This window comes from Dinoroseobacter sp. S124A (genome assembly GCF_049801015.1).
In the GTDB taxonomy this organism is placed as follows: domain Bacteria; phylum Pseudomonadota; class Alphaproteobacteria; order Rhodobacterales; family Rhodobacteraceae; genus Dinoroseobacter.
On sequence record NZ_JBNAGD010000007.1, the window covers coordinates 33985 to 55092 of the forward strand.

Annotated in this window: 21 protein-coding genes; 15 read left to right on the forward strand and 6 right to left on the reverse strand. The window is 64.9% G+C overall.

Annotated features, from left to right (window positions below):
• Window positions 1–258 precede the first annotated feature (258 nt).
• From ccoN to ccoS, 8 genes are all read left to right on the forward strand, one after another.
• Window positions 259–1860 (forward strand): cytochrome-c oxidase, cbb3-type subunit I, encoded by a 1602-nt coding sequence (gene ccoN, locus ACP15I_RS16810; RefSeq protein ID WP_424965455.1) that lies wholly within the window; start codon window positions 259–261, stop codon window positions 1858–1860.
• 14 nt (window positions 1861–1874) lie between these two features.
• A complete protein-coding gene (ccoO, locus tag ACP15I_RS16815; protein ID WP_424965456.1) occupies window positions 1875–2600 on the forward strand; it encodes a cytochrome-c oxidase, cbb3-type subunit II in 726 nt (241 codons plus the stop codon).
• An 11-nt stretch (window positions 2601–2611) separates the two neighbouring features.
• On the forward strand, window positions 2612–2845 hold the full coding sequence (locus ACP15I_RS16820; protein WP_424965457.1) for a cbb3-type cytochrome oxidase subunit 3: 234 nt from the start codon (window positions 2612–2614) through the stop codon (window positions 2843–2845).
• Complete coding sequence (gene ccoP, locus ACP15I_RS16825; RefSeq protein WP_424965458.1) at window positions 2842–3702, forward strand: cytochrome-c oxidase, cbb3-type subunit III; 861 nt, start codon at window positions 2842–2844, stop codon at window positions 3700–3702. Before ACP15I_RS16820 ends, ccoP begins: the two co-directional genes overlap by 4 nt.
• A 337-nt stretch (window positions 3703–4039) precedes the next feature.
• Window positions 4040–5482: a cytochrome c oxidase accessory protein CcoG gene (ccoG, locus tag ACP15I_RS16830; protein ID WP_424965459.1), complete on the forward strand. Its 1443-nt coding sequence runs from the start codon at window positions 4040–4042 to the stop codon at window positions 5480–5482.
• Entirely contained in the window at window positions 5479–5946 is a 468-nt protein-coding gene (locus tag ACP15I_RS16835; RefSeq protein ID WP_424965460.1) for a FixH family protein, read from the forward strand. The genes ccoG and ACP15I_RS16835 overlap by 4 nt, the downstream gene beginning before the upstream one ends.
• A gap of 1 nt (window position 5947) precedes the next feature.
• Window positions 5948–8140, forward strand: coding sequence for a heavy metal translocating P-type ATPase (locus tag ACP15I_RS16840; protein ID WP_424975973.1), 2193 nt, complete (start codon window positions 5948–5950; stop codon window positions 8138–8140).
• Window positions 8141–8143: 3 nt separating this feature from the next.
• Window positions 8144–8302 (forward strand): cbb3-type cytochrome oxidase assembly protein CcoS, encoded by a 159-nt coding sequence (ccoS, locus tag ACP15I_RS16845; protein ID WP_424965462.1) that lies wholly within the window; start codon window positions 8144–8146, stop codon window positions 8300–8302.
• Here the strand turns inward: ccoS and ACP15I_RS16850 are convergent.
• Entirely contained in the window at window positions 8299–9807 is a 1509-nt protein-coding gene (locus ACP15I_RS16850; protein WP_424975974.1) for a D-alanyl-D-alanine carboxypeptidase family protein, read from the reverse strand. The two genes, ccoS and ACP15I_RS16850, sit on opposite strands and share 4 nt — an antisense overlap.
• Before the next feature lie 179 nt (window positions 9808–9986).
• Window positions 9987–10688, reverse strand: coding sequence for an HAD family hydrolase (locus ACP15I_RS16855; RefSeq protein WP_424975975.1), 702 nt, complete (start codon window positions 10686–10688; stop codon window positions 9987–9989).
• A gap of 158 nt (window positions 10689–10846) precedes the next feature.
• On the opposite strand from ACP15I_RS16855, the gene clpS reads away from it, so the two are divergent.
• The 3 genes from clpS to ACP15I_RS16870 are packed head-to-tail and all read left to right on the forward strand — an operon-like array spanning window position 10847 to window position 13026.
• The gene (gene clpS / locus ACP15I_RS16860; protein WP_424966018.1) at window positions 10847–11167 is read left to right on the forward strand and encodes an ATP-dependent Clp protease adapter ClpS; all 321 of its coding nucleotides are present in this window, start codon (window positions 10847–10849) and stop codon (window positions 11165–11167) included.
• An 18-nt stretch (window positions 11168–11185) separates the two neighbouring features.
• Entirely contained in the window at window positions 11186–12187 is a 1002-nt protein-coding gene (locus ACP15I_RS16865) for a methyltransferase (protein WP_424975976.1), read from the forward strand.
• A gap of 29 nt (window positions 12188–12216) precedes the next feature.
• Complete coding sequence (locus ACP15I_RS16870; RefSeq protein ID WP_424965466.1) at window positions 12217–13026, forward strand: SDR family NAD(P)-dependent oxidoreductase; 810 nt, start codon at window positions 12217–12219, stop codon at window positions 13024–13026.
• On the opposite strand, the gene ACP15I_RS16875 is transcribed toward ACP15I_RS16870, so the two are convergent.
• Complete coding sequence (locus ACP15I_RS16875) at window positions 13007–13387, reverse strand: hypothetical protein (protein ID WP_424975977.1); 381 nt, start codon at window positions 13385–13387, stop codon at window positions 13007–13009. The genes ACP15I_RS16870 and ACP15I_RS16875 overlap by 20 nt on opposite strands.
• Window positions 13388–13446: 59 nt before the next feature.
• Between ACP15I_RS16875 and hemF the strand changes: the two genes are divergently transcribed.
• Together hemF and ggt are read left to right on the forward strand one after the other, a co-directional pair.
• Window positions 13447–14340 carry an oxygen-dependent coproporphyrinogen oxidase gene (gene hemF, locus ACP15I_RS16880; protein WP_424975978.1) on the forward strand — a complete coding sequence of 298 codons (894 nt, stop codon included), beginning with the start codon at window positions 13447–13449 and terminating at the stop codon, window positions 14338–14340.
• A gap of 178 nt (window positions 14341–14518) precedes the next feature.
• On the forward strand, window positions 14519–16309 hold the full coding sequence (ggt, locus tag ACP15I_RS16885; protein WP_424975979.1) for a gamma-glutamyltransferase: 1791 nt from the start codon (window positions 14519–14521) through the stop codon (window positions 16307–16309).
• Window positions 16310–16387: 78 nt separating this feature from the next.
• On the opposite strand, the gene ACP15I_RS16890 is transcribed toward ggt, so the two are convergent.
• The gene (locus ACP15I_RS16890) at window positions 16388–17203 is read right to left on the reverse strand and encodes a sulfotransferase family protein (RefSeq protein ID WP_424975980.1); all 816 of its coding nucleotides are present in this window, start codon (window positions 17201–17203) and stop codon (window positions 16388–16390) included.
• Between the two features lie 115 nt (window positions 17204–17318).
• On the opposite strand from ACP15I_RS16890, the gene ACP15I_RS16895 reads away from it, so the two are divergent.
• The gene (locus tag ACP15I_RS16895) at window positions 17319–18896 is read left to right on the forward strand and encodes a DUF5928 domain-containing protein (protein WP_424975981.1); all 1578 of its coding nucleotides are present in this window, start codon (window positions 17319–17321) and stop codon (window positions 18894–18896) included.
• An 8-nt stretch (window positions 18897–18904) separates the two neighbouring features.
• Window positions 18905–19276, forward strand: coding sequence for an HIT domain-containing protein (locus tag ACP15I_RS16900; protein ID WP_424965472.1), 372 nt, complete (start codon window positions 18905–18907; stop codon window positions 19274–19276).
• Window positions 19277–19547: 271 nt separating this feature from the next.
• Here the strand turns inward: ACP15I_RS16900 and ACP15I_RS16905 are convergent, their stop codons facing one another.
• A complete protein-coding gene (locus ACP15I_RS16905; protein WP_424975982.1) occupies window positions 19548–20621 on the reverse strand; it encodes a 5-(carboxyamino)imidazole ribonucleotide synthase in 1074 nt (357 codons plus the stop codon).
• Window positions 20614–21099, reverse strand: coding sequence for a 5-(carboxyamino)imidazole ribonucleotide mutase (purE, locus tag ACP15I_RS16910; protein WP_424975983.1), 486 nt, complete (start codon window positions 21097–21099; stop codon window positions 20614–20616). The genes ACP15I_RS16905 and purE overlap by 8 nt, the downstream gene beginning before the upstream one ends.
• Window positions 21100–21108 lie beyond the last annotated feature (9 nt).

Sequence of the window (21108 nt, forward strand, 5' to 3'; positions counted from 1 at the left end):
TGCGGAAACGATGTCGCATGGGGGCGCTAACACCCCCGGAAGTGGCGGAAAATCACCTCGAGAATGTCAATAAAATCAGACACCAAGACTGTCAGATATGCGACTTATTGCGGCGGATGCGACTTCTTTTGGCGTCCGCTCGGGATCTTTGACATGGATCAAGGATCCGCTCCGGCATAACCCGCATGTAAATCCCATAATTAACACCGAAGTGTCCCGCGAGTCGGTCACACGAACGGATTAACGAAGGGACGATCAATGTGGGATTACGTTAAAATCGTACTGCTTGGTCTGGTCGCTCTGGCGGCAGCTATCGCTGCCAACTACGCCCGCGATCTGGCCTATCAGGTCCACGCTGTCTTGATCATGGTGATCGCCGGGGGAATGTTTCTCTGGCAGGTGCGTCGCGTCGACGAGCCGAAGACAATCGATACAAGTGAATACATGGACGACGTTGTGCGCTACGGCGTCGTGGCCACGGCCTTTTGGGGCGTTGTGGGATTCCTGGCCGGGACGTTCATCGCGTTTCAGCTGGCCTTCCCCTCGCTCAATTTCGCCTGGGCCGAAGGATACGCGAATTTCGGGCGCCTGAGACCGCTGCACACCAGTGCGGTGATTTTTGCGTTTGGCGGCAACGCCCTGATCTGCACCTCCTTCTACATCGTACAGCGCACCTCCGCGTCGCGCCTCTGGGGCGGCAATCTCGCGTGGTTCGTATTCTGGGGCTACAACCTTTTTATCGTGCTGGCAGCCACGGGCTACCTTCTGGGCGCGACCCAGTCCAAGGAATATGCCGAGCCTGAATGGTATGTGGACCTGTGGCTGACCGTGGTCTGGGTGGCCTATCTGGCGGTCTTCCTCGGCACGGTCATGACCCGCAAGGAAAAGCATATCTACGTGGCGAACTGGTTCCTGCTGAGCTTCATCGTCACCGTTGCGATGCTGCATGTGGTGAACAACCTGTCCCTGCCGGTCTCGATCTTTGGCTCGCGTTCGGTGCAGCTCTTTGCCGGGGTGCAGGACGCCATGACGCAATGGTGGTACGGCCATAACGCGGTGGGCTTCTTCCTGACGGCGGGCTTCCTGGGCATGATGTATTACTTCGTGCCGAAACAGGCCGAACGCCCGGTCTTCAGCTACAAGCTTTCGATCATTCACTTCTGGGCCCTGATCTTCCTGTATATCTGGGCGGGTCCGCACCACCTGCATTACACCGCGCTGCCGGACTGGGCCTCGACCCTCGGCATGGTGTTCTCGATCATCCTGTGGATGCCGAGCTGGGGTGGCATGATCAACGGTCTGATGACGCTCTCGGGCGCCTGGGACAAGCTGCGCACCGACCCGGTGATCCGGATGATGGTGATCTCGATCGGCTTTTACGGCATGTCGACCTTCGAAGGTCCGATGATGTCGATCCGCGCCGTGAACTCGCTGAGCCACTACACGGACTGGACCATCGGTCACGTGCATTCCGGCGCGCTTGGCTGGAACGGCATGATCACCTTCGGGGCTCTGTACTTCCTGGTGCCGCGCCTGTGGAACCGTGAGAAGCTCTACAGCCTGTCCATGGTGTCTTGGCACTTCTGGCTCGCCACGATCGGCATCGTTCTCTACGCCTCGGCCATGTGGGTCACCGGCATCATGGAGGGCCTGATGTGGCGCGAAGTGGATGCGCAGGGCTTCCTCGTGAACTCCTTTGCAGACACCGTTTCCGCGAAGTTCCCGATGTATGTGGTCCGTGGTCTGGGCGGGGTTCTGTACCTGGCTGGCGCGATCATCATGTGCCTCAACCTTTGGTGGACTGTGTCCCGTGGCGAAGCGAAGAAAGCTTCCGCCCCGCTCGCAGCCCCCGCTGAATAAGGAGGGACTGACAAATGGCTATTCTTGAAAAGCACAAGGTCCTCGAAAAGAACGCCACGCTGTTGCTGGTCTTCAGCTTCCTCGTGGTCACCATCGGCGGCATCGTCGAGATCGCACCGCTCTTCTACCTGGAGAACACCATCGAGGAAGTGGACGGCATGCGCCCCTACTCCCCGCTGGAGCTGCAGGGGCGGGAGATCTACATCCGGGAGGGTTGCTATGTCTGCCACTCCCAGATGATCCGGCCGATGCGCGACGAGGTGGAACGCTATGGGCATTACAGCCTCGCGGCCGAGTCCATGTATGACCACCCGTTCCAGTGGGGTTCCAAGCGGACGGGGCCGGACCTCGCCCGTGTGGGCGGTCGCTACTCGGATGACTGGCATGTGGATCACCTGATGGATCCGCAGTCGGTGGTGCCGGAATCGGTGATGCCGAAATACGCCTTCCTCATGGATCGCGAACTGGACGGCAAATACATCGGCGATCTGCTGAAGGCCCATAAGATGGTGGGCGTGCCCTATACGGACGAGATGCTTGCATCCGCCCGGGCCGACTTCACCGTGCAGGCTGATCCGGACGGAGACTGGGACGACCTCGTCGCCCGCTATCCCAAGGCGCAGACCCGCAACTTCGACGGCCAGCCTGAGCTGACCGAAATGGATGCGCTGGTGGCGTATCTGCAAATGCTCGGAACGCTGGTCGACTTCTCGACCTTCGAAGCCGATGCCAGCCGCTAGGAGACAGTGATATGGAAGATACCTATTCGATCCTGCGGCAGTTCGCAGATAGCTGGATGCTGCTGTTCCTGTTCAGCTTCTTCATCGTGGTGGTCCTCTGGGCCCTGCGTCCGGGGAGCAAGAACACCCACAAGGACGTGGCCAACATCCCGTTTCGTTACGAAGACAAACCCGCCGCGGCCCGATCCGCTGGCCTGCCTGAGGTCAGCGAACGGATCGCCCAGTACCAGGAGGCGCGGCTATGAGTAAAAAACCCGAAGACAAGCAGGACGTGCCGACAACCGGCCATTCCTGGGATGGGATCGAGGAATACGATAACCCGATGCCGCGCTGGTGGCTGTGGACCTTCTACGCGACCATCGTGTGGGGCGTGCTCTATACCATCGCCTATCCGGCCTGGCCGCTGATCAAGGGGGCGACCCCGGGTCTGCTGGGCTTCTCCACCCGGGCCGAGGTGGCCCAGGAGATCGCCGCCTTCGACACGGCGAATGCCGAGCTCGACGCGATGCTGGCCTCGGCCGATCTGACGACGCTGGCGGAGAACGACGAGCTCTATCGCTATGCGGTGTCCGGTGGTGCGGCGGTGTTCCGGTCCTGGTGTTCCCAGTGTCACGGCTCCGGTGCGGCGGGGGCGGTTGGCTACCCGAACCTGCTGGACAATGACTGGCTCTGGGGCGGCACGATCGAGGATATTCAGCTGACGATTGCCCATGGCATTCGTAACGAGAATGACCTGGATGCGCGCTATTCGGAGATGACCGCTTTCGATGAGATCCTGTCGGACGACGAGATCGCCTCGGTGGTGCAATATGTCATGAACTTCTCCGGGACGGCCACGGACGAAACCCTGGTTGCTGCGGGCGAGACCGTGTTCCTCGACAATTGCGCGGCCTGTCACATGGATGATGGCACCGGCGATATCTATGGCGGTGCGCCGAACCTCACGGATGCCATCTGGCTCTATGGGGGCGATGCGGAAACCATCGAACACACCGTGCGCTATTCCCGCTTTGGCGTGATGCCGAGCTGGATCGACCGGTTGTCCGAGGCCGATGTGGCCGCTGTGGCGACCTATGTGCACCAGCTGGGCGGGGGCGAGTAACCCCGACCTGCAATACCATACCTGAGCCGCCGCGCGGCGGCTCGGCCCCGGCACCGCCTCCCAGCCTGTTCGCGCAAATCTGGGGGGCGGTGTTGTTTTGTCGCAAGGGGAGGGGGCGGGCCCGCCGCCAAAGCCACCAAGCGCTGCGAGGCGGTGTGTTTCCCCGGCCTTAACCCTGTTTTTTCGGGCGTTCCGCGGCTCCGGAGGGTGACCTCGGGTCTGCGCGTCACAGTGCCCGATGGACGCAATCGGCTGGCTGGATTTGACTCAGGTCAATGTAGAGCCCCGGTAAAAAATCCAAATGCTACACTAAGCTTTACGTGTCAGGAGTCGCTCTGTGTCATCCGTCGAGGAACCCAAATCTCTCTATGCCGCGCGGGAACCGATCTTTCCGCGCCGTGTCAAAGGGACGTTCCGCTCCCTGAAGTGGTGGATCATGCTGTTCACCCTTGGGATCTATTACATTACCCCGTGGATCCGCTGGGATCGCGGGCCGAACCTGCCGGATCAGGCGGTTCTGGTGGATCTTGCCAACCGCCGTTTCTACTTCTTCATCATCGAGATCTGGCCCCATGAGTTCTATTTCGTGGCTGGCCTGTTGATCATGGCCGGGCTTGGCCTGTTCCTCTTTACTTCGGCCATGGGCCGGGTCTGGTGCGGCTATGCCTGCCCGCAGACCGTATGGACGGACCTGTTCATTCTGGTCGAGCGCTGGATCGAGGGCGACCGCAACAACCGCCTGCGCCTGCATCGCCAGAAATGGGATGCGCGCAAGGTTCGGCTGCGGGTGACCAAATGGGTCACCTGGTTGCTGATCGCCGTGGCGACCGGCGGGGCCTGGGTGTTCTATTTCACCGATGCGCCCACGCTGCTGGTGGATCTGCTGACCTTCAGCGCCCATCCCGTGGCCTATACGACCATCGCGATCCTGACGGCCACGACCTTCGTTTTTGGCGGGTTCATGCGCGAGCAGATCTGCATCTATGCCTGCCCCTGGCCGCGTGTGCAGGCGGCGATGATGGACGAGGATACGATCACCATCGGGTATCGCGACTGGCGTGGCGAGCCCCGTGGCAAGCACCGCAAATCCGAGGACGCCGCCGAAAAGGGCGACTGCATCGACTGCATGGCCTGCGTGAATGTCTGCCCTATGGGGATCGACATCCGCAACGGTCAGCAGATGGAGTGCATCACCTGCGGGCTCTGCATCGATGCCTGCGACGACATCATGGCCAAGATCGGCAAGCCGCGCGGGTTGGTCGACTACATGGCGCTGTCAGACGAGCCGACCGAACGCGCGGGCGGCAAGGGCAAGCACCCTTGGGCGCATATCCTGCGCCCGCGCACGATCCTCTATACCGTGCTCTGGGCCGGGGTCGGGGTTGGCCTGACGGTGGCGCTGTTCCTGCGGTCGGATATCGAATTGACCGTGGCGCCGATCCGTAACCCGACCTTCGTGACCCTCTCGAATGGCGACATCCGCAACACCTATGAGGTGCGCCTGCTCAACAAGCATGGCGAGGACCGCCGCTTCGATCTTGCGATCGAGGCCGAGGATGCGGCGGGCCAGAGCCTGCAGATCGATCTGGAAGGGAGCGACGGCCTCTGGGTCACCGTGCCCGCCGACAGCACGCAGCTTCAGCGGGTCTATGTGGTCGGGCCCAACGGCTCGCAGGCTGCCGAAAGCGACCGGACCGAGTTCCGGCTCTGGGTCGAGGATTTCACATCGGGCGAGCGTGCCTACAAGGACACCGTGTTCAACGGAAAGGGAAGCAAATGAGCAAGACGCAGGAAAAGGAATTCACCGGTCGCCATATGCTGATGATCATGGTCGGGGCGTTCGGGATCATCATCGCCGTCAACGTGACCATGGCCGTGAACGCGGTCGGCACCTTCCCCGGGCTCGAGGTCAGCAACAGCTATGTCGCCAGCCAGAAATTCGACGACGACCGCGCCGCGCAGGAGGCGCTGGGCTGGACCACCGACGTGCGGCTTGAAGATGGGGCGCTGCATCTGGTCTTCACCGATGCCGAGGGCGCGCCGATCCGGGCCGAACTGGTGGATGTCACCCTCGGGCGCTCGACCCATGTGCGGGACGATCAGACACCCGCCTTCCGCTGGACCGGGCGGGATTATGTCGCGCCGGTCTCGCTCGATGGCGGGAACTGGAACATCCGGCTGGTGGCCCGGGCCGAGGATGGCACCGAGTTCAAGCAACGCATGATCTTCTACGTCAAAGGTTGAGATGTCGGATCTGAGCGCAGATAGCCTGAGCCCCGGGGGCGCCTCCGCCTGCCCGGCCTGCGCCGCCGCCCCGCTGGCCGAAAGCCTCGGCAGCCGGGACGTGCGGGGCGGGGTTGTGCTCAGCCTGCCCAAGATCCATTGCGCCGCCTGCATCACCGGGGTGGAGCGGTTGCTCCATGAGACCCCGGGCGTGCGCGCGGCGCGGGTCAACCTGACCCTGAAACGCGCCCAGGTCGAGATCGAGGAGGGGGTGACCTCTGCCGAGGCTCTGACCGCGCGCCTGACCCAGGCGGGGTTCGAGGCCTATGAGCTCGATCCCGGCCAGCTCGGCAATGCCGAGGCCGACCGCCCGGCGCGCGAGCTTCTGATGCGGCTCGCCGTGGCGGGGTTTGCCATGATGAACATCATGCTGCTTTCCGTGGCGGTATGGTCCGGGGCCGAGGCCGCAACGCGGGACATGTTCCACTGGATCTCGGCGGCGATTGCGATCCCGGCGGTGGGGTTCTGCGGCCAGCCCTTCTTTGCCAGCGCCTGGGCGGCGCTGCGCGGCGGGCGGCTGAACATGGACGTGCCGATTTCGCTGGCGGTCCTGCTGGCGGTCGGGATGTCCCTTTATGAGACCGCCCATTCCGGCGATCACGCCTATTTCGATGCGGCCGTGTCGCTGACCTTCTTCCTGCTGGCGGGGCGGTATCTCGACTTTCGCACACGCGCCTCGGCGCGCTCGGCCGCGCAAGAGCTTGCCGCCCTCGAAGTGCCCCGCGCCACGAAGCTTGTGGGCGGCACCGAGGTGCAGACCGCGATTGCCGAGCTTGCCGTCGGGGACCTGATCCGGGTGACACCCGGGGCGCGCATCCCCACGGATGGCGTGATTGCCGAGGGTGTCTCCGAACTCGACCGCTCGCTTTTGACCGGAGAGACCCTGCCGGTGCAGGCCCGTCCCGACACGGTGGTCTCGGCGGGGGAGATGAACCTGACCGGTGTGCTGACCCTGCGGGTGACCGCGGCGGGGGAGGACAGCTCGCTCCACCGGATGGCCGAACTGGTCGCGGTGGCCGAGAACGCGCGCTCGCGCTACACCTCGCTCGCCGACAAGGCCGCAGCGCTCTATGCGCCGGGCGTGCATATCCTCGCGGCGCTGACCGGGTTGGGCTGGCTGCTCTATTCCTCGGATCTGCGCCTGTCGCTGAATATCGCCAGTGCGGTTCTGATCATCACCTGTCCCTGTGCGCTGGGTCTTGCGGTGCCTGCGGTTGTGACCGCTGCGTCCGGGCGGCTCTTCCGGCGCGGGCTGTTGATCAAGAGCGGCACGGCGCTCGAGCGGTTGGCCGAGGTCGATACGGTGGTGTTCGACAAGACCGGAACCCTGACCCTGGGCCAGCCCGTGTTGCAAAATGCCGATGCGATCCCGGCAGAGACCATGGCGCTGGCGGCAAGCCTCGCGCGCGGGTCTGCCCATCCCCTGGCCCAGGCGCTCGCCGCTCACGCGCCTAGCGCTGACGCGCCCGGGTTGGAGGAGCTGCGCGAGGTGCCCGGCCACGGGATCGAGGCCCGGTGGCAGGGCCAACACGTGCGCCTCGGGCGCGCCGACTGGGTCGGCGCACAGGCGCGGGACGTGACCGCCACATGGCTGCGTGTCGGTCAGGCGGACCCGGTGGCCTTCGAATTCGCCGATGCCCTGCGCCCCGGAGCCGCCGAGGCGGTGGAGGCTTTGCGGGCGCGCGGTCTGGCGATCAAGCTCCTTTCCGGGGATGCCGCCGCCCCCGTGGCGCGGATCGCGGCGGAGCTTGGCATCGACGACTGGCAGGCCAGCTGCCGTCCCGAAGACAAGGCGGCCGATATCGCGGCCCTGTCGGAGGCCGGGCACCGGGTGCTCATGGTGGGCGATGGGCTCAATGACACGGCGGCGCTGACCGCGGCTCATGTCTCGATCTCGCCGGCCAGTGCGCTGGATGCGGCGCGGGTGGCCTCGGATGTGGTGCTGCTGGGCAAGGACCTCGCCCCGCTGGGCGATGCCTTCGAGACTGCGCGCAAGTCCACGCGGCTCATCCGGCAGAACTTCTCGATTTCGACAGTCTATAACGTGATCGCGGTCCCGCTCGCCATCGCGGGTCTTGCGACGCCGCTGGCCGCGGCGCTGGCCATGTCGCTCTCGTCGATCTCGGTCAGCCTCAACGCGCTTCGGGTCCGTTGAGCCATGGAGATCCTGAGCTACCTCATCCCGATCTCACTGACCCTTGGGGGGCTGGGCCTCGCCGGGTTCTTCTGGATGGTCAAGGCGCGCCAGTTTGACGACCCCGAGGGGGACGCCAATCGCATTCTGTCCGACGAGTTCGACGACAAGCCGAAATCCTAGGAGGTCGGGCTGACCGGGTCGCAGGGCACGTTCTGCGCCGACAGGCGGCGGCAGGCCATGGCGGCGGTCTCTTCGGTCAGGCCGACGAAATTCGCGTCGAACTTGCCGCCCCGCTGAGACACCTTGCGCAGCGCCTGATCCAGCGTGCCGGTCTCTTTCAGCGCGATCTTCAGAAGGACGCGCTCGGCCTGATAGCGTGTCGTGTACGAACCGATATGGATCCCCCATTGCCGCCCGCCCGAGGTCGAGACGCGGGTCACCACCTCCGGCTCCGTTTCCGGGCCTACATCCGCAAAGCGGCGCGGCTCGGGGATGGGCAGGGGCTTGGCCAGGGCGGGCATCGCCGCGGCCGCCGCGCCTTGCGCCTTGGGCACGCTGGCAAAGCCCAGCTGCTGCGGCACGAGGGAGGCCATGGCCGTGGTCACCGGCTCGGGCGCGGCCTCTGCCGCGGCTTCAGCGGTGTCGCTTTCCACCGCAGCCAGGCTGGCCGTGGTGCCCGCGACCGCCTCTTTCACCGACGGTGTGAGCATGGCGATCAACGCTTCGCCGCTCTGATCCGGCGTCGCCCCGCGCAGCGGGCGAGCCGCCGGGCGCGGGCTCTTGGCGAGCTGGGTGCTGCTGCGTTTGACCGAGGCCACCGCTGTGTCATAGCGGGGCAGGGCGGGCTTGCGCACGGAGGCATGGGTCGGCGCGCGCTGGAACCCCATGTCGAGCAGCTCGGCCACCCGCGCATTCCGCGTCGCCGTGGAGCGCCCGCCAAACACGGTCGCGATGATCCGCTCCTGTCCGCGCTCGGCGCTGGCCACGAGGTTGAACCCCGCCGCCCGCGTGTAGCCGGTCTTGATCCCGTCCGCGCCGCGATAGGCGTTCAAAAGCCGCCGGTTGGTGTTGTTCACCGTGCCCATGGTCGTGTTGGTCGAGCGGCGCGAGAACAGGTTGTAGTATTCGGGATAGTCATAAAAGAGGTGCCGCCCCAGAATGGTCATGTCTCGCGCGGTGGACAGATGCCCGTCCTCGGTCAGGCCATGGGCATTCTTGAAGGTCGTCCGGCTCATGCCGAGCGCTTTGGCCGTGCGGTTCATGCGCCGGGCAAAGGCCGCCTCGGATCCCGAAATCGCCTCGCCGATCGCCGTGGCCGCATCATTGGCGGATTTCACCGCCGAGGCCCGGATCAGGTAGCGCAACGCGATCTTCTGGCCCGCGCGCAGGCCGATTTTCGAGGGCACTTCGGCGGCGGCCTTTTTCGAGACGCGGACCTTGGTGTCCAGCCCGATCTCGCCGAGGCGCACGGCCTCGAACGCGATATAGAGCGTCATCATCTTTGTCAGGGAGGCCGGGTGCAGGCGCGTATCCGCGTTGCGCGAATGCAGAACCTCCCCGGTGCGGGCGTCCATCACCATCGCCGCATAGGGCGCGGCGGATGCGGGTTTGGCGCCCAAATGTGCTGCTAGGCACAGGAGAACGACCGCGATTAAACGGAATCCTTCTAGGCTATGGCGTGCCATGTCTGCTCGATCCTAATTGCTGCCTCTGGGTGCGCCTCATTGGATGCACCGCGTTTTTGTATGCTTGAAGGATAGCACGTAAGGCCCGTGCGAGGAACGATTTTTGGGTTAATTTTCTGGAGGATTTTAGCGGTCGGAATCCCATATCTTGGGTCTGTCCGAGCCGCGCCCCATAGCGCCTAGGCAATCAGCCGGTCGATCAGGGGCAGCAGCGCGCCCAGATCGGGCACCTCGTGGAAGCGGTGAGACTCAACCGGCGGCGCGGCGTGCTCCAGCTCCCAGGTCAGGTCATGGGGGACATGCACCCCGTAGGCCCCCGCCGCGATGGCCGGGATCACATCGGACTTCAGCGAGTTGCCGACCATCATCGCCCCGGCGGGTCCATGGGGGTCGGCGGCAAAGGCGCGGGTATAGGTGTCGGGGGTTTTGTCCGAGACGATCTCGACCGCATCAAAGAGCTCGCCGAGCCCCGATTGCGCCAGCTTGCGCTCCTGATCCAGCAGATCCCCCTTGGTGATCACCACCAGCCGGTACTGGCCCGATAGGGCGGCGATGGTCTCGGCCGCCTCGGGCATCAGGTGGATCGGATGGCGCAGCATCTCCTGCCCGGCCTCCAGCAATTCGGAAATCACCGCCCCCGGCACCCGCCGGTCTGTGACATCCAGCGCGGTCTCGATCATCGACAGAACGAACCCTTTGATCCCGAATCCGTAATGGCCCAGATTGCGTCGCTCTGCCTCCAAGAGGCGCTCATGAAGGTGATCGCGCTCTACATACTCCGCCAGAAGGTCTGCGAATCGATCCTGCGTGAGACGAAAGAACTGTTCGTTCTGCCAAAGCGTGTCATCCGCATCGAACGCAATCGTGGTTAATTTCGTCATTTTGCCTGCCTTCAACCGGACCGGAGCGTCCCCGGCGCGACCCTTTTGTCCGCCATTCCCGGCGCCTTGCTCTTTTCAGACCGGTCACAGGGCTTATATTGCCACGGGAACGCGCATGACCAGAGCGGTTGCGAATGACAGGATACACCCCGATAGCCATGTCCGATGATCCCGGCACGCCGAAGGATGACACGAGCGTCATCACCAAGACACGGACCAAGACGGAGAAACCTCCGCTCTACAAGGTCATGATCTTGAATGACGACTACACGCCGATGGAGTTCGTGGTGCATGTGCTCGAGCGGTTTTTCGGCATGACCCATGGTCAGGCGGTCGAGCTGATGTTGACCGTGCACAAGAAAGGCCTCGCCGTGGTCGGTGTCTTTTCCTACGAGATCGCCGAGACCAAGGTCGCGCAGGTTATGGATTTTGCGCGGCGGCACCAGCACCCGCTGCAATGCACCATGGAAAAGGAATAACGCGGCTCCGCGTTGCCTATGCCCGTTCAACGTCTCTCGCTCGCGCTGGATCGCGCCTATTTCGACTGGCCCGAGGGCCGGATCCTTGCCCTGCGCCCGCCTGCCGGTACCGATGGCTTGCCGCCGGATCGGACGCAGGTGGTTCATGGGTTCCGCCCGGAATTCACCGCATGGGACCGCGCCGGGTATGAGGTGCAGCCCGGGGCCGAGGGCGCCTTTGCGGCGGCCTATCTCTGGGTGCCGCGGGCCAAGGACCACGCCAAGGCCCTGCTGGCCGAGGCGATCACGCGCACCGGCCCGGGCGGGCTGATCGTGATCGATGGCCAGAAAACCGACGGGATCGACAGTCTGATCAAGGCGGCCAAACCGCTGCTGCCGGATCTGGACAGCGACGCCAAGGCCCATGGCAAGATCCTCTGGGGGCATGTGCCGGACCCGGTCCCCGCGCTGGACGGGCTCGTGCCATCCCCCACTGCGCCCGAGGGCTGGGAAACCGCCTTGTCGGGGTTCTCTGCCGGGGCGGTGGATGCGGGCTCGGCGCTGCTGGCCGATCACCTGCCGGCCGGCATCCGGGGCGACCTGCTCGATTTCGGGGCCGGGTGGGGGTATCTCGCCAAGACGGCCCTGCAGCGCCCGGAGGTAACGGGCGTCGATCTGGTGGAGGCCGAGTATGACGCGCTCGAGGCGGCCCGCCGCAATATCGACGATCCGCGCGCGCGCTTTCTGTGGGAGGACGCCGCGGTCTTCGCCCCGGGCAAGCGCTATGACGCGATCCTGTGCAACCCGCCCTTTCACACGTCGCGCAAGGCGGACCCGGCTCTGGGCCAGATGTTCCTGCGTACGGCGGCACGGCTGCTCAAGCCCGGCGGGGTGCTCGCCCTTGTGGCAAACCGTCATTTGCCCTATGAGCACACGCTCGCAGAGTGCTTTGCCGAGGCAGAGACCGTAACCGAGGCGCAAGGCTACAAAATCGTGCTTGCGCGCAAACCGCGCCAACCGGGCGCCGCGCGCCGCAGCTGATCCCCCTTTCATGATATCGGAGACGACGTATGTCCTTCTCTATTTCCGGAAAAACCGCCATCGTCACCGGGGCGGCCAACGGGGTTGGCCTCGCTATCGCGCGCCAATTCGTGGACCACGGGGCGAATGTGATGTTCGCCGATCGTGACGAGGCGCGGCTCGAGGACGAAGTCGGCAAGGCCAGCGAGCAGGATGGCGCGGCGCGGTATTACGCGGGCGATCTGCGCGAGCGGCTGACCCAGGCGAACCTGCTCTCTGCCACGATCGACGCCTTCGACCGGGTGGATATCCTGGTGAATGCCAGCCGTCAGATGATGGTGTCGGACCCGCTCGACCCGGATGAAGACAATGTCGCGCCCATGCTGGAGCAGAACCTGATGACCGCGCTGCGCCTCAGTCAGCTCGTGGCGAAGCGGATGATCAAGCAGGTCGAGGCCGATGGCGATGACGAGGTTCCGGCAGGGGCCATCGTCAACCTGTCCTCCATCGCCGCGCGCCAGACCCACGCGCAGCTTCTGGGCTATTCGGTCGCCTCGGCCGCGCTGGACCAGATGACCCGATCCATGGCCGTGGCCCTGGCCGAGCATCGCATCCGGGTGAATGCGGTGGCCTTCGGCAGCGTGATGAGCGCCAGCCTCAAGGACGTGCTCAAGGACAACAAGGCCCTGCGGGGCGAGATCCTCGATTGTACGCCCATGTCGCGGATCGCGAAATCCTCGGAAGTGGCCGACGCGGTGCAGTATCTCGCCTCGGCCGGGTCAGGTTTCGTGACCGGTCAGATCATCACCATTGATGGGGGGCGCACCCTGCTCGACCCGGTCACTGAGCCCGCGCACTGATCATACAGGTATTGTAGTCGCGCCGTGCCCGTTCCTTGAGGCCGGGGAGGCGCTCGCGCAGGTCCGCGGCGATCTTGCGCTGCTGATCTTCGTCGACCGCGACGGGGCGATCCCGCCGCGTCTCGAACTGGTTCGTACAGATGGTGCGCGGGGACAGGGTCGCGTAGCAATCGCTCACATCGATATCGACCCATGTGTCCTCCTCGAGCCGATACCCCCGCAGCGCCGAATCCTCTGCTTCCGCGATAAGCGAGTAGACCGTGACCAGTTCGCGCGTCGCGACGGTAAAGCACACATCCTCGTCCGGAATGGCGCAAGCAGACAGGGCTGCGAGCAGGAAAAGAGACACACGAACTGTCATTGGGTCCTGACAGTCGCGGGCAAAACTGCTAGCCAGAAGGTCAGACGAAGGAGACCCAAATGACCGAAGACTTCACCGAGCGCAAGGCCCGTGCCTCGTCCTGGTTCCGCACTCTGCGCGACGAGATTGTCGCCGCATTCGAAGGGCTTGAGGACACGCAGACCGACGGACCTTTCGCGGATCTGCCCGCCGGGCGCTTCGATGTGCGCGAGACCAGCCGTGCCTCCGAGGATGGGTCCGATGCCGGTGGCGGTCTGATGAGCGTGATGCGCGGCGGACGTGTCTTCGAGAAGGTCGGGGTCAATATCTCGACGGTCTATGGCGAGCTTGCGCCCCGCGCCCAGGCCGCCATGGCCGCGCGCAAGGGTGTGCCGGGGATGGACACCGATCCGCGCTTCTGGGCGTCGGGCATCAGCCTCGTGGCCCATATGCGCAACCCCCACAGCCCGGCCGTGCACATGAACACCCGCATGTTCTGGACCCCGCAGACCTGGTGGTTCGGCGGCGGCTCGGACCTCAACCCCTGTATCGAGAAAGAGGCCGACACGGCAGAATTCCACAACGTGCTGAAGACCTATTGTGACAAGCATGATGCCGCGCTCTATCCCAAGTACAAGGAATGGGCGGATGAGTATTTCTTCGTCCCCCATCGCGGGCGCGCGCGGGGCGTCGGCGGGATCTTCTATGATGACCGGAATACCGGCGACTGGGAGGCTGATTTCGCCTTCACCCAGGATGTCGGGCGCGCGTTCCTGCCGGCCTTCCTGCCGGTGACGGAACGCAATCGGAACCTGCCCTGGACCGATGCCGACAAAGAGGCGCAGCTTGTCCATCGCGGTCTCTATGCCGAGTATAACCTGGTCTATGATCGCGGGACGAAATTCGGGCTCGAGACCGGCCATGACGCGACTGCGGTCCTCATGAGCCTGCCGCCCGAGGCGAAATGGCCCTGAGCCGGGGCTCGGGCATTCGTTCACAACCATAGCGACGCGATCTCCATGTCTTTGGCCTAAGGGCCAGAGGCAAATTTTTGGTTAACAGCTTCTTGCCGCTTAAGCGCTGCTCCGGCGCAGTCCCCTGTTTCCAGTCCGTGGAAAGTCGCTACCATGCGGCAGGTAGTGGGAGGACATCATGACCAGATACATCACGCTTGCGACCCTGATCGCCCTGACCGGCGGGGGTGCTTTCGCGCAGGAGGCCGCCGACAGCGTCGCGCCCGAAGCGGCCAGCGCGGCGGGCCCGTTCTCGGGCCTGTCCGACGCCGCCCGCGCGGCGCTTGCCACCAAGACCGAAGGTGCGCCGGTGGCCGCCCAGACCTGGATGGTTGCCGCGGCCAACCCCCATGCGGTCGAGGCCGGGGCGCGGGTGCTGTCCGAAGGCGGCACGGCCGTCGATGCCATGGTTGCCATGCAGGCGGTGCTGGGGCTGGTCGAACCGCAATCCTCAGGGCTGGGCGGCGGCGCTTTCCTGGTCTGGTATGATGCAGAGAGCGGCGAGCTGACCACACTCGATGGGCGCGAAACCGCCCCGCTTGCGGCCACGCCGACGCTCTTTCAGGACGAGGCGGGCGAGCCGCTGAAATTCTTTGATGCTGTGGTGGGCGGCCTCTCGGTCGGTACGCCGGGCACGCCCGCGCTCATGGCCGAGGCCCACGCCCAGTGGGGCACGCAGGATTGGGCGGGGCTCTTTGCCGAGGCGATCGCGCTGGCCGATGGGGGCTTTCCGGTCTCGCCGCGCCTCGCCACGCTCGTTGCCGGGGATGCCGAGCGGCTCTCGCGCTTTGCGGCCACGCGGGACTACTTCCTGCCCGGCGGCACCCCGCTTGCCGAAGGGGACAGGCTGGTCAACCCGGCCTATGCGGACACGCTGCGCAAGATCGCGGCCCTGGGGGTCGGTGCCTTCTATGGCGGCGAGATTGCCGAGGATATCGTGGCCACGGTCCGCACCGCGCCGGGCAATCCCGGTGTGCTCTCGATGACCGATCTCGACCTCTACACGGTCAAGGAACGCCCCGCCGTTTGCGCCACCTACCGCGCCCATGAGGTTTGCGGGATGGGCCCGCCCTCCAGCGGGGCGCTGACCGTGGGGCAGATCCTCGGGATGCTCGACAGCTATGACCTGTCGGCGCTCGGGGCCGAGAACCCCGAAGCCTGGCGGCTGATCGGCGATGCCTCGCGTCTCGCCTTCTCGGATCGTGGCCGCTACATGGCCGATAGCGATTATGTCCCCGTCCCGACCCAGGGGCTGGTGGCGCCCGCCTATCTGGCCGAGCGCGCGGCCCTGCTCGACACGGATGCCGCGCTCGAGACCGTCAGCCCCGGCAGCCCGGAATTCGACCATGCGCTGCTCTGGGCCGATGATGAGAGCATCGAGCTGCCCTCGACCTCTCACATCTCCATCGTGGATCAGTACGGCAACGCGCTGTCGATGACGACCACCATCGAGAACGGCTTCGGCTCGCGGCTCATGGTGCGGGGCTTCCTGCTCAACAATGAGCTGACGGATTTCTCCTTCCGCACCCATCGCGAGGGCGTGCCCATCGCGAACCGGCTGGAGCCGGGCAAGCGCCCACGCTCGTCGATGTCGCCGACCATCGTGATGAAGGATGGCGCACCGAGCATGGTGATCGGCTCCCCCGGGGGCAGCCGGATCATCGGTTACGTGGCCAAGACGATCATCGCGCAACTCGACTGGGGGCTCGATCCGCAGCAGGCCGTCGCCCTGCCGCATCTGGTCAACCGGTTCGGCACCTATGATGTGGAGGCCGGGACCAGCGCCGAGGATCTGTTGCCCGCGCTTGAGGGCATGGGCTTCAAGATGAACGCGCGTGGCCTGACCTCGGGCCTGCATGTGATCACCATCGGAGACGGGCTGCTTGGCGCGGCCGATCCACGTCGCGAGGGCATCGCCCTGGGCGACTGAGGCACCGAGCCAGAAACAGCGAAGGCCGCGCCGGATCCGGAGCGGCCTTTTTCATGCCCTTGTCATGCCCGGAGGCGCTCAGGCCACCGCGCGCGGACCGAGCTTGGCATGCACCTCGTCCAGATCCACCTCGCGCAGGGGCATCTTGTTGGCCGGGTTCTCGAACTCGTAATGAAAGAGCTCGAAATCCAGTTTGTACATCTCGTACATCAGGTGCATCGACAGATCGTCGAAATACGCCTCTACCGGGTGGAGCCGCTTGGGGCCGTGCCCCTCGGATTCGTTGAACCGCGGGATCGTGTCCAGATCCACCGAATGGGGCGTCGAGACCTGCGCCAGTACATCCTGCATCCCGTCCTGAAACCGCTCGGTGAAAAACACCCGGTCATAGCGCCCGCCATTGGCCACCAGCGTCGAGACATGGCCCGACATGGCCGACCAGTGGATATCGGGATCCATCGGGCGGCGATACCGGATCGTGTCCCGGGCAAAGAGCAGGAAGCGGCGGAAGCTCGCGATCTGGTCGAAATCGCCTTCCACATCCACACCGTAGCGCTGGGTCAGCATCGGGACGAGCTTGCCCCGATAGCGGTTTCCGTTGCGCTGGATCCCGGCGATCTTGTCGAAAAACGCCGACAGGATGCGGGTGTAGGGGTTGCGCACGCAGGTGAAGACCAGCCCGCCATGGTCGCGGATCCCGGCCTCGATCGCCGGGCGGCTCGCCTCCTGCCCCCATTTGTGCAGCCGGTCCTTGCTGTCATGGATGTCGCCGTCAAAGAAGGCGCCATTGTCCGAATAGAACATGATCTGCCCGATGGTCGAGCAGGCGCATTTCGGCACCACGCGATAGATCATGGAGCCGCTTTCGGTCATCCAGGTCCCGGGAAATCCCATCTTTCCTCCGTCCGTTTGCGCGAGGATGCGTCAAAATCATGAATGTATCATTGATTTGTAAAGACTCTTCGCGGTCTATGGGTGCGGACCCGAAGCTGACACGAGGCTGCACGGCTTGGCAAGAATTGCCTTTATCCTTCTGTGCCACAAGGACCCTGACGCGATCATCGCCCAGGCACGGCGTCTGACCTCCGAGGGGGATTATGTTGCCGTGCATTTCGATGCGCGGGCAAGGGCCGAGGATTTCGCCGCGATCCGGACCGCCCTGCAGGACAATCCGCAGGTGCGGTTTGCCGAACGTCGTCTGAAATGCGGCTGGGGGGAATGGTCGCTGGTCGCCGCCACGCTCGAGGCGGTGCGCGTGGCCGAGGCCGCCTGGCCCGATGCGAGCCATTTCTACATGGTCTCCGGCGATTGCATGCCGACCAAATCGGCGGAATACGCCCATGATTTCCTCGACCGGCGCGATTGCGACTACATCGAGGCGGTCGATTTCTTCAATTCCGGCTGGATCCGCACGGGCATGAAAGAGGACCGGCTGCGCTATCGCCACTGGTTCAACGAGCGCACCCAGCCCAGGCTCTTCTATGGCGCTCTCGCGCTGCAGCGGGCCTTGCGTCTGCGCCGCCCGGTGCCAGCGGATCTGACCATGCAGATCGGCTCCCAATGGTGGTGCCTGCGCCGCAGCACGATCGAGGCGATCCTAGCCTTCTGCGCGGCGCGGCCCGAGGTGCTCCGGTTCTTCGCGACCACCTGGATCCCGGATGAGACCTTCTTCCAGACCCTGACCCGGCACCTGGTGCCGGACCCGCAGATCGAGAGCCGCACGCCGACCTTCCTGATGTTCTCGGATTATGGCATGCCGGTGACGTTTTATAACGACCATCACGACCTGCTTCTGGGGCAGGAGGCGCTCTTTGCGCGCAAGATCTCCGCCGAGGCGCAGGAGCTCAAGGACCGGCTGGGCGCGCTCTGGTCCGAGACCGGGCGCGCATTCGCGATCTCCAACGAGGGGCAGCGCCTGCACGGGTTCCTCACCGGGCAGGGGCGGATCGGCCACCGCTACGCCCCGCGTTTCTGGGAAGCGGCGAGCAGTCTGGGCCCCGAACGCGAGCTGCTGTTGATCGCCTGCAAGAAATGGCATGTGGCCAAGCGGCTTCTGACCCGGGCGCAGCAGGATCTGGACCTGCAGGGGGTGGCCTTCGCCTTTCACGAAGAAGACTGCGCGCTCCCGGATCTGGGCGGTCTCGACAAGACGCTCGACAAGCGCAACCGTCACCGCCGCTCGGTGGTGCGCCTGCTCTACAGCTGTTTCGAGACGGACCGGCTGGCGCTCTGTATCGATCCCAGCGCGCTGGATCTGATGCGGGATTTCTTTGCCGACCGGGCCACCACGCGGCTTCTGGTGATCGATTGCAACTTCTCGGACGGATATCTTGTGGGCCACGCCAAGCGCATCGGGCTTGCCGCAGATCACTCGCCCCAGAGCGTGCTGGACCAGGCCGTCCCGACGATCCGCGCCGAGATCGCGCTGGAACGCGAGCAGATACGGGATGCGGGCTTCGGCGATGTCTATTATATCAGCGAACAGAATTCCGCCGATGGCAATGCCGTGGCCCTCGCCGGGTTCTTCGGCATTCCAGAGGCTCAGGCCGAGGCGCTCGCCCGGTCCGACCACCTATTTAGCGATTGAGGAGTGGCATGGCCCATACCTACGACCCCGAGAACATCTTTGCGAAAATCCTGCGCGGGGATCTGCCCAACAAGACCGTGCTGGAGACCGAGCACACGTTGGCCTTCCACGACATCTATCCGCAGGCGCCGGTCCATGTGCTGGTGATCCCCAAGGGGCCTTACGTCACCTATGATCATTTCGCGGCCGAGGCCTCGGATGCCGAGATCCTCGACTATACGCGGACCATCGCGAAGGTCTGCGAGATGCTGGGCGTGGGCGACGAGGGGTTCCGTCTGATCTCCAACGCCAAGGAGATCGGCGTGCAGGAAGTCCCCCATCTGCACATTCATATTCTGGCCGGCCGACCCCTCGGGCGGATGCTCAATCCGCCGAAGTAAACGTGCAACGCGGATGCTCGATCCGCCGAAACAGCGTCCCGGGCGGCGGTTCAGTCCGCCCTCTTGGGACCGATGCGTAGGGTTACGCCGCCTGAACTGACCCGCGTGACGCGGATTCGCCCGAGGAACGCCGTGCAAAAAACCGCGCGCTCCGCGCAGCTTGAGACGCGTGATGGCGGAGCAGCGGGTCCGACCGGGGATGCGCGGGCCATCCCATCACAGGCGCGCCCTGCGATGGGTCGCAGCCTGCCGAAACAAGCCCTTTCAGTGGCTATTCGGGCCGGATCAGCCGGTTCGCATGACCCATCTTGCGGCCTGCGCGGGTCTCGGCCTTGCCATAGAGATGGAGCGCGGTATCGCGCTCGGCGGCCAGCGCGGGCACCTTGTCCATGTCGTCGCCGATCAGGTTCTCCATCACCACATCCGCGTGCCGCTGCCCGTCCCCGAGGGGCCAGCCGGCCACCGCGCGGATATGCTGTTCGAACTGGTCCACGACACAGCCGGTCTGGGTCCAGTGGCCGGAGTTGTGGACCCGCGGCGCGATCTCATTGACCACCAGCCCGCCCGGCGTCACGAACAGCTCGACCCCCATCACGCCGACATAGTCCAGCGCGTTCAGGATCTGACCCGCAAGGATCACCGCATCCATCCGCTGGCTCTGGCGCAGCCGGGCAGGGACGGTGGTCGTGGCGAGGATCCCGTCGCGATGGACGTTCTCGCCCGGGTCATAGCAGGCCACGGCCCCGTCCTGCCCCCGGGCGGCAATCACCGACACCTCATGGGAGAAATTCACGAAACCTTCGAGGATCGCGGGCGCGCCGGCCATGGCCGCCAGCGCGGCGTCGGCCTCCTCGGGGCTCTGGATCCGGGCCTGGCCCTTGCCGTCATAGCCCAGCCGCCGGGTCTTGAGGATCGCGGGCGCTCCGATCTCGGCCAGCGCAGCGCGCAGGCTCTCGGCATCGTCCACGGGCGCGAAAGGCGCAGTGGTCAGGCCGAGCCCCTGCAGGAACGCCTTCTCGACCAGCCGGTCCTGGCTTTTGGCCAGGGCCATGCGGCCGGGATGGATCGGGCGCAGGGCCTCCAGCGCATCAAGCGCCTCGGTGGGGATGTTCTCGAACTCATAAGTGATCACATTCACGGCCTCGGCGAAGGTGCGCAGGGCGTCGAGATCCTCATAGGGAGCGGTCACGACCTTTTCGGCCACCTGACCGGCGGGGGGATTGGCGCCGGGCTCGAAGATGTGACAGCGAAAGCCCAGCCGGGCCGCAGCCATGGACAGCATGCGCCCGAGTTGCCCACCGCCGAGAATGCCGATCACCGCACCGGGGGGAAGGGGATCACTCATCGACCGGCACCTCCGGGATCGAGGCCGAGAGCGCCGCGCGCCATTCATCCAGCCGCGCCGCCAGATCCGCGTCTTCATTGGCGAGGATCGCCGCAGCCATCAGGGCGGCATTGGCCGCGCCCGCTTCGCCGATGGCCATGGTGGCCACGGGAAAGCCCTTGGGCATCTGGACGATGGAATAAAGACTGTCGACGCCGGATAGTGCCCGGGTCTGCACCGGCACGCCGATCACCGGCACCCGGGTCTTGGAGGCCATCATGCCCGGTAGATGAGCCGCGCCGCCCGCACCGGCGATGATCGCCTTCAGCCCGCGCCCTGCGGCGGTCTTGCCATACTCCCAGAGCCGGTCCGGCGTGCGATGGGCGCTCACGATCCGCGTTTCATAGGCCACGCCCAGCTCGTCCAGCAGCGTGGCCGCCGCGCGCATGGTCGCCCAGTCGGACTGGCTGCCCATGATGATCCCAACGCTCACGCTCATATCCCTCTC

Bases quoted from the DNA above. Each gene is read 5' to 3' on its own strand.
- ccoS (WP_424965462.1), top strand. From the start codon at position 8,144: ATGGAGATCCTGAGCTACCTCATCCCGATCTCACTGACCCTTGGGGGG.
- clpS (WP_424966018.1), top strand. From the start codon at position 10,847: ATGTCCGATGATCCCGGCACGCCGAAGGATGACACGAGCGTCATCACC.
- ACP15I_RS16840 (WP_424975973.1), top strand. From the start codon at position 5,948: ATGTCGGATCTGAGCGCAGATAGCCTGAGCCCCGGGGGCGCCTCCGCC.
- ACP15I_RS16900 (WP_424965472.1), top strand. From the start codon at position 18,905: ATGGCCCATACCTACGACCCCGAGAACATCTTTGCGAAAATCCTGCGC.
- ACP15I_RS16850 (WP_424975974.1), bottom strand. From the start codon at position 9,807: ATGGCACGCCATAGCCTAGAAGGATTCCGTTTAATCGCGGTCGTTCTC.
- ACP15I_RS16855 (WP_424975975.1), bottom strand. From the start codon at position 10,688: ATGACGAAATTAACCACGATTGCGTTCGATGCGGATGACACGCTTTGG.
- ACP15I_RS16870 (WP_424965466.1), top strand. From the start codon at position 12,217: ATGTCCTTCTCTATTTCCGGAAAAACCGCCATCGTCACCGGGGCGGCC.
- ACP15I_RS16835 (WP_424965460.1), top strand. From the start codon at position 5,479: ATGAGCAAGACGCAGGAAAAGGAATTCACCGGTCGCCATATGCTGATG.
- ccoN (WP_424965455.1), top strand. From the start codon at position 259: ATGTGGGATTACGTTAAAATCGTACTGCTTGGTCTGGTCGCTCTGGCG.
- ACP15I_RS16875 (WP_424975977.1), bottom strand. From the start codon at position 13,387: ATGACAGTTCGTGTGTCTCTTTTCCTGCTCGCAGCCCTGTCTGCTTGC.
- ggt (WP_424975979.1), top strand. From the start codon at position 14,519: ATGACCAGATACATCACGCTTGCGACCCTGATCGCCCTGACCGGCGGG.
- ACP15I_RS16865 (WP_424975976.1), top strand. From the start codon at position 11,186: ATGCCCGTTCAACGTCTCTCGCTCGCGCTGGATCGCGCCTATTTCGAC.
- ACP15I_RS16820 (WP_424965457.1), top strand. From the start codon at position 2,612: ATGGAAGATACCTATTCGATCCTGCGGCAGTTCGCAGATAGCTGGATG.
- ccoO (WP_424965456.1), top strand. From the start codon at position 1,875: ATGGCTATTCTTGAAAAGCACAAGGTCCTCGAAAAGAACGCCACGCTG.
- ACP15I_RS16905 (WP_424975982.1), bottom strand. From the start codon at position 20,621: ATGAGTGATCCCCTTCCCCCCGGTGCGGTGATCGGCATTCTCGGCGGT.
- ccoP (WP_424965458.1), top strand. From the start codon at position 2,842: ATGAGTAAAAAACCCGAAGACAAGCAGGACGTGCCGACAACCGGCCAT.
- ACP15I_RS16890 (WP_424975980.1), bottom strand. From the start codon at position 17,203: ATGGGATTTCCCGGGACCTGGATGACCGAAAGCGGCTCCATGATCTAT.
- hemF (WP_424975978.1), top strand. From the start codon at position 13,447: ATGACCGAAGACTTCACCGAGCGCAAGGCCCGTGCCTCGTCCTGGTTC.
- purE (WP_424975983.1), bottom strand. From the start codon at position 21,099: ATGAGCGTGAGCGTTGGGATCATCATGGGCAGCCAGTCCGACTGGGCG.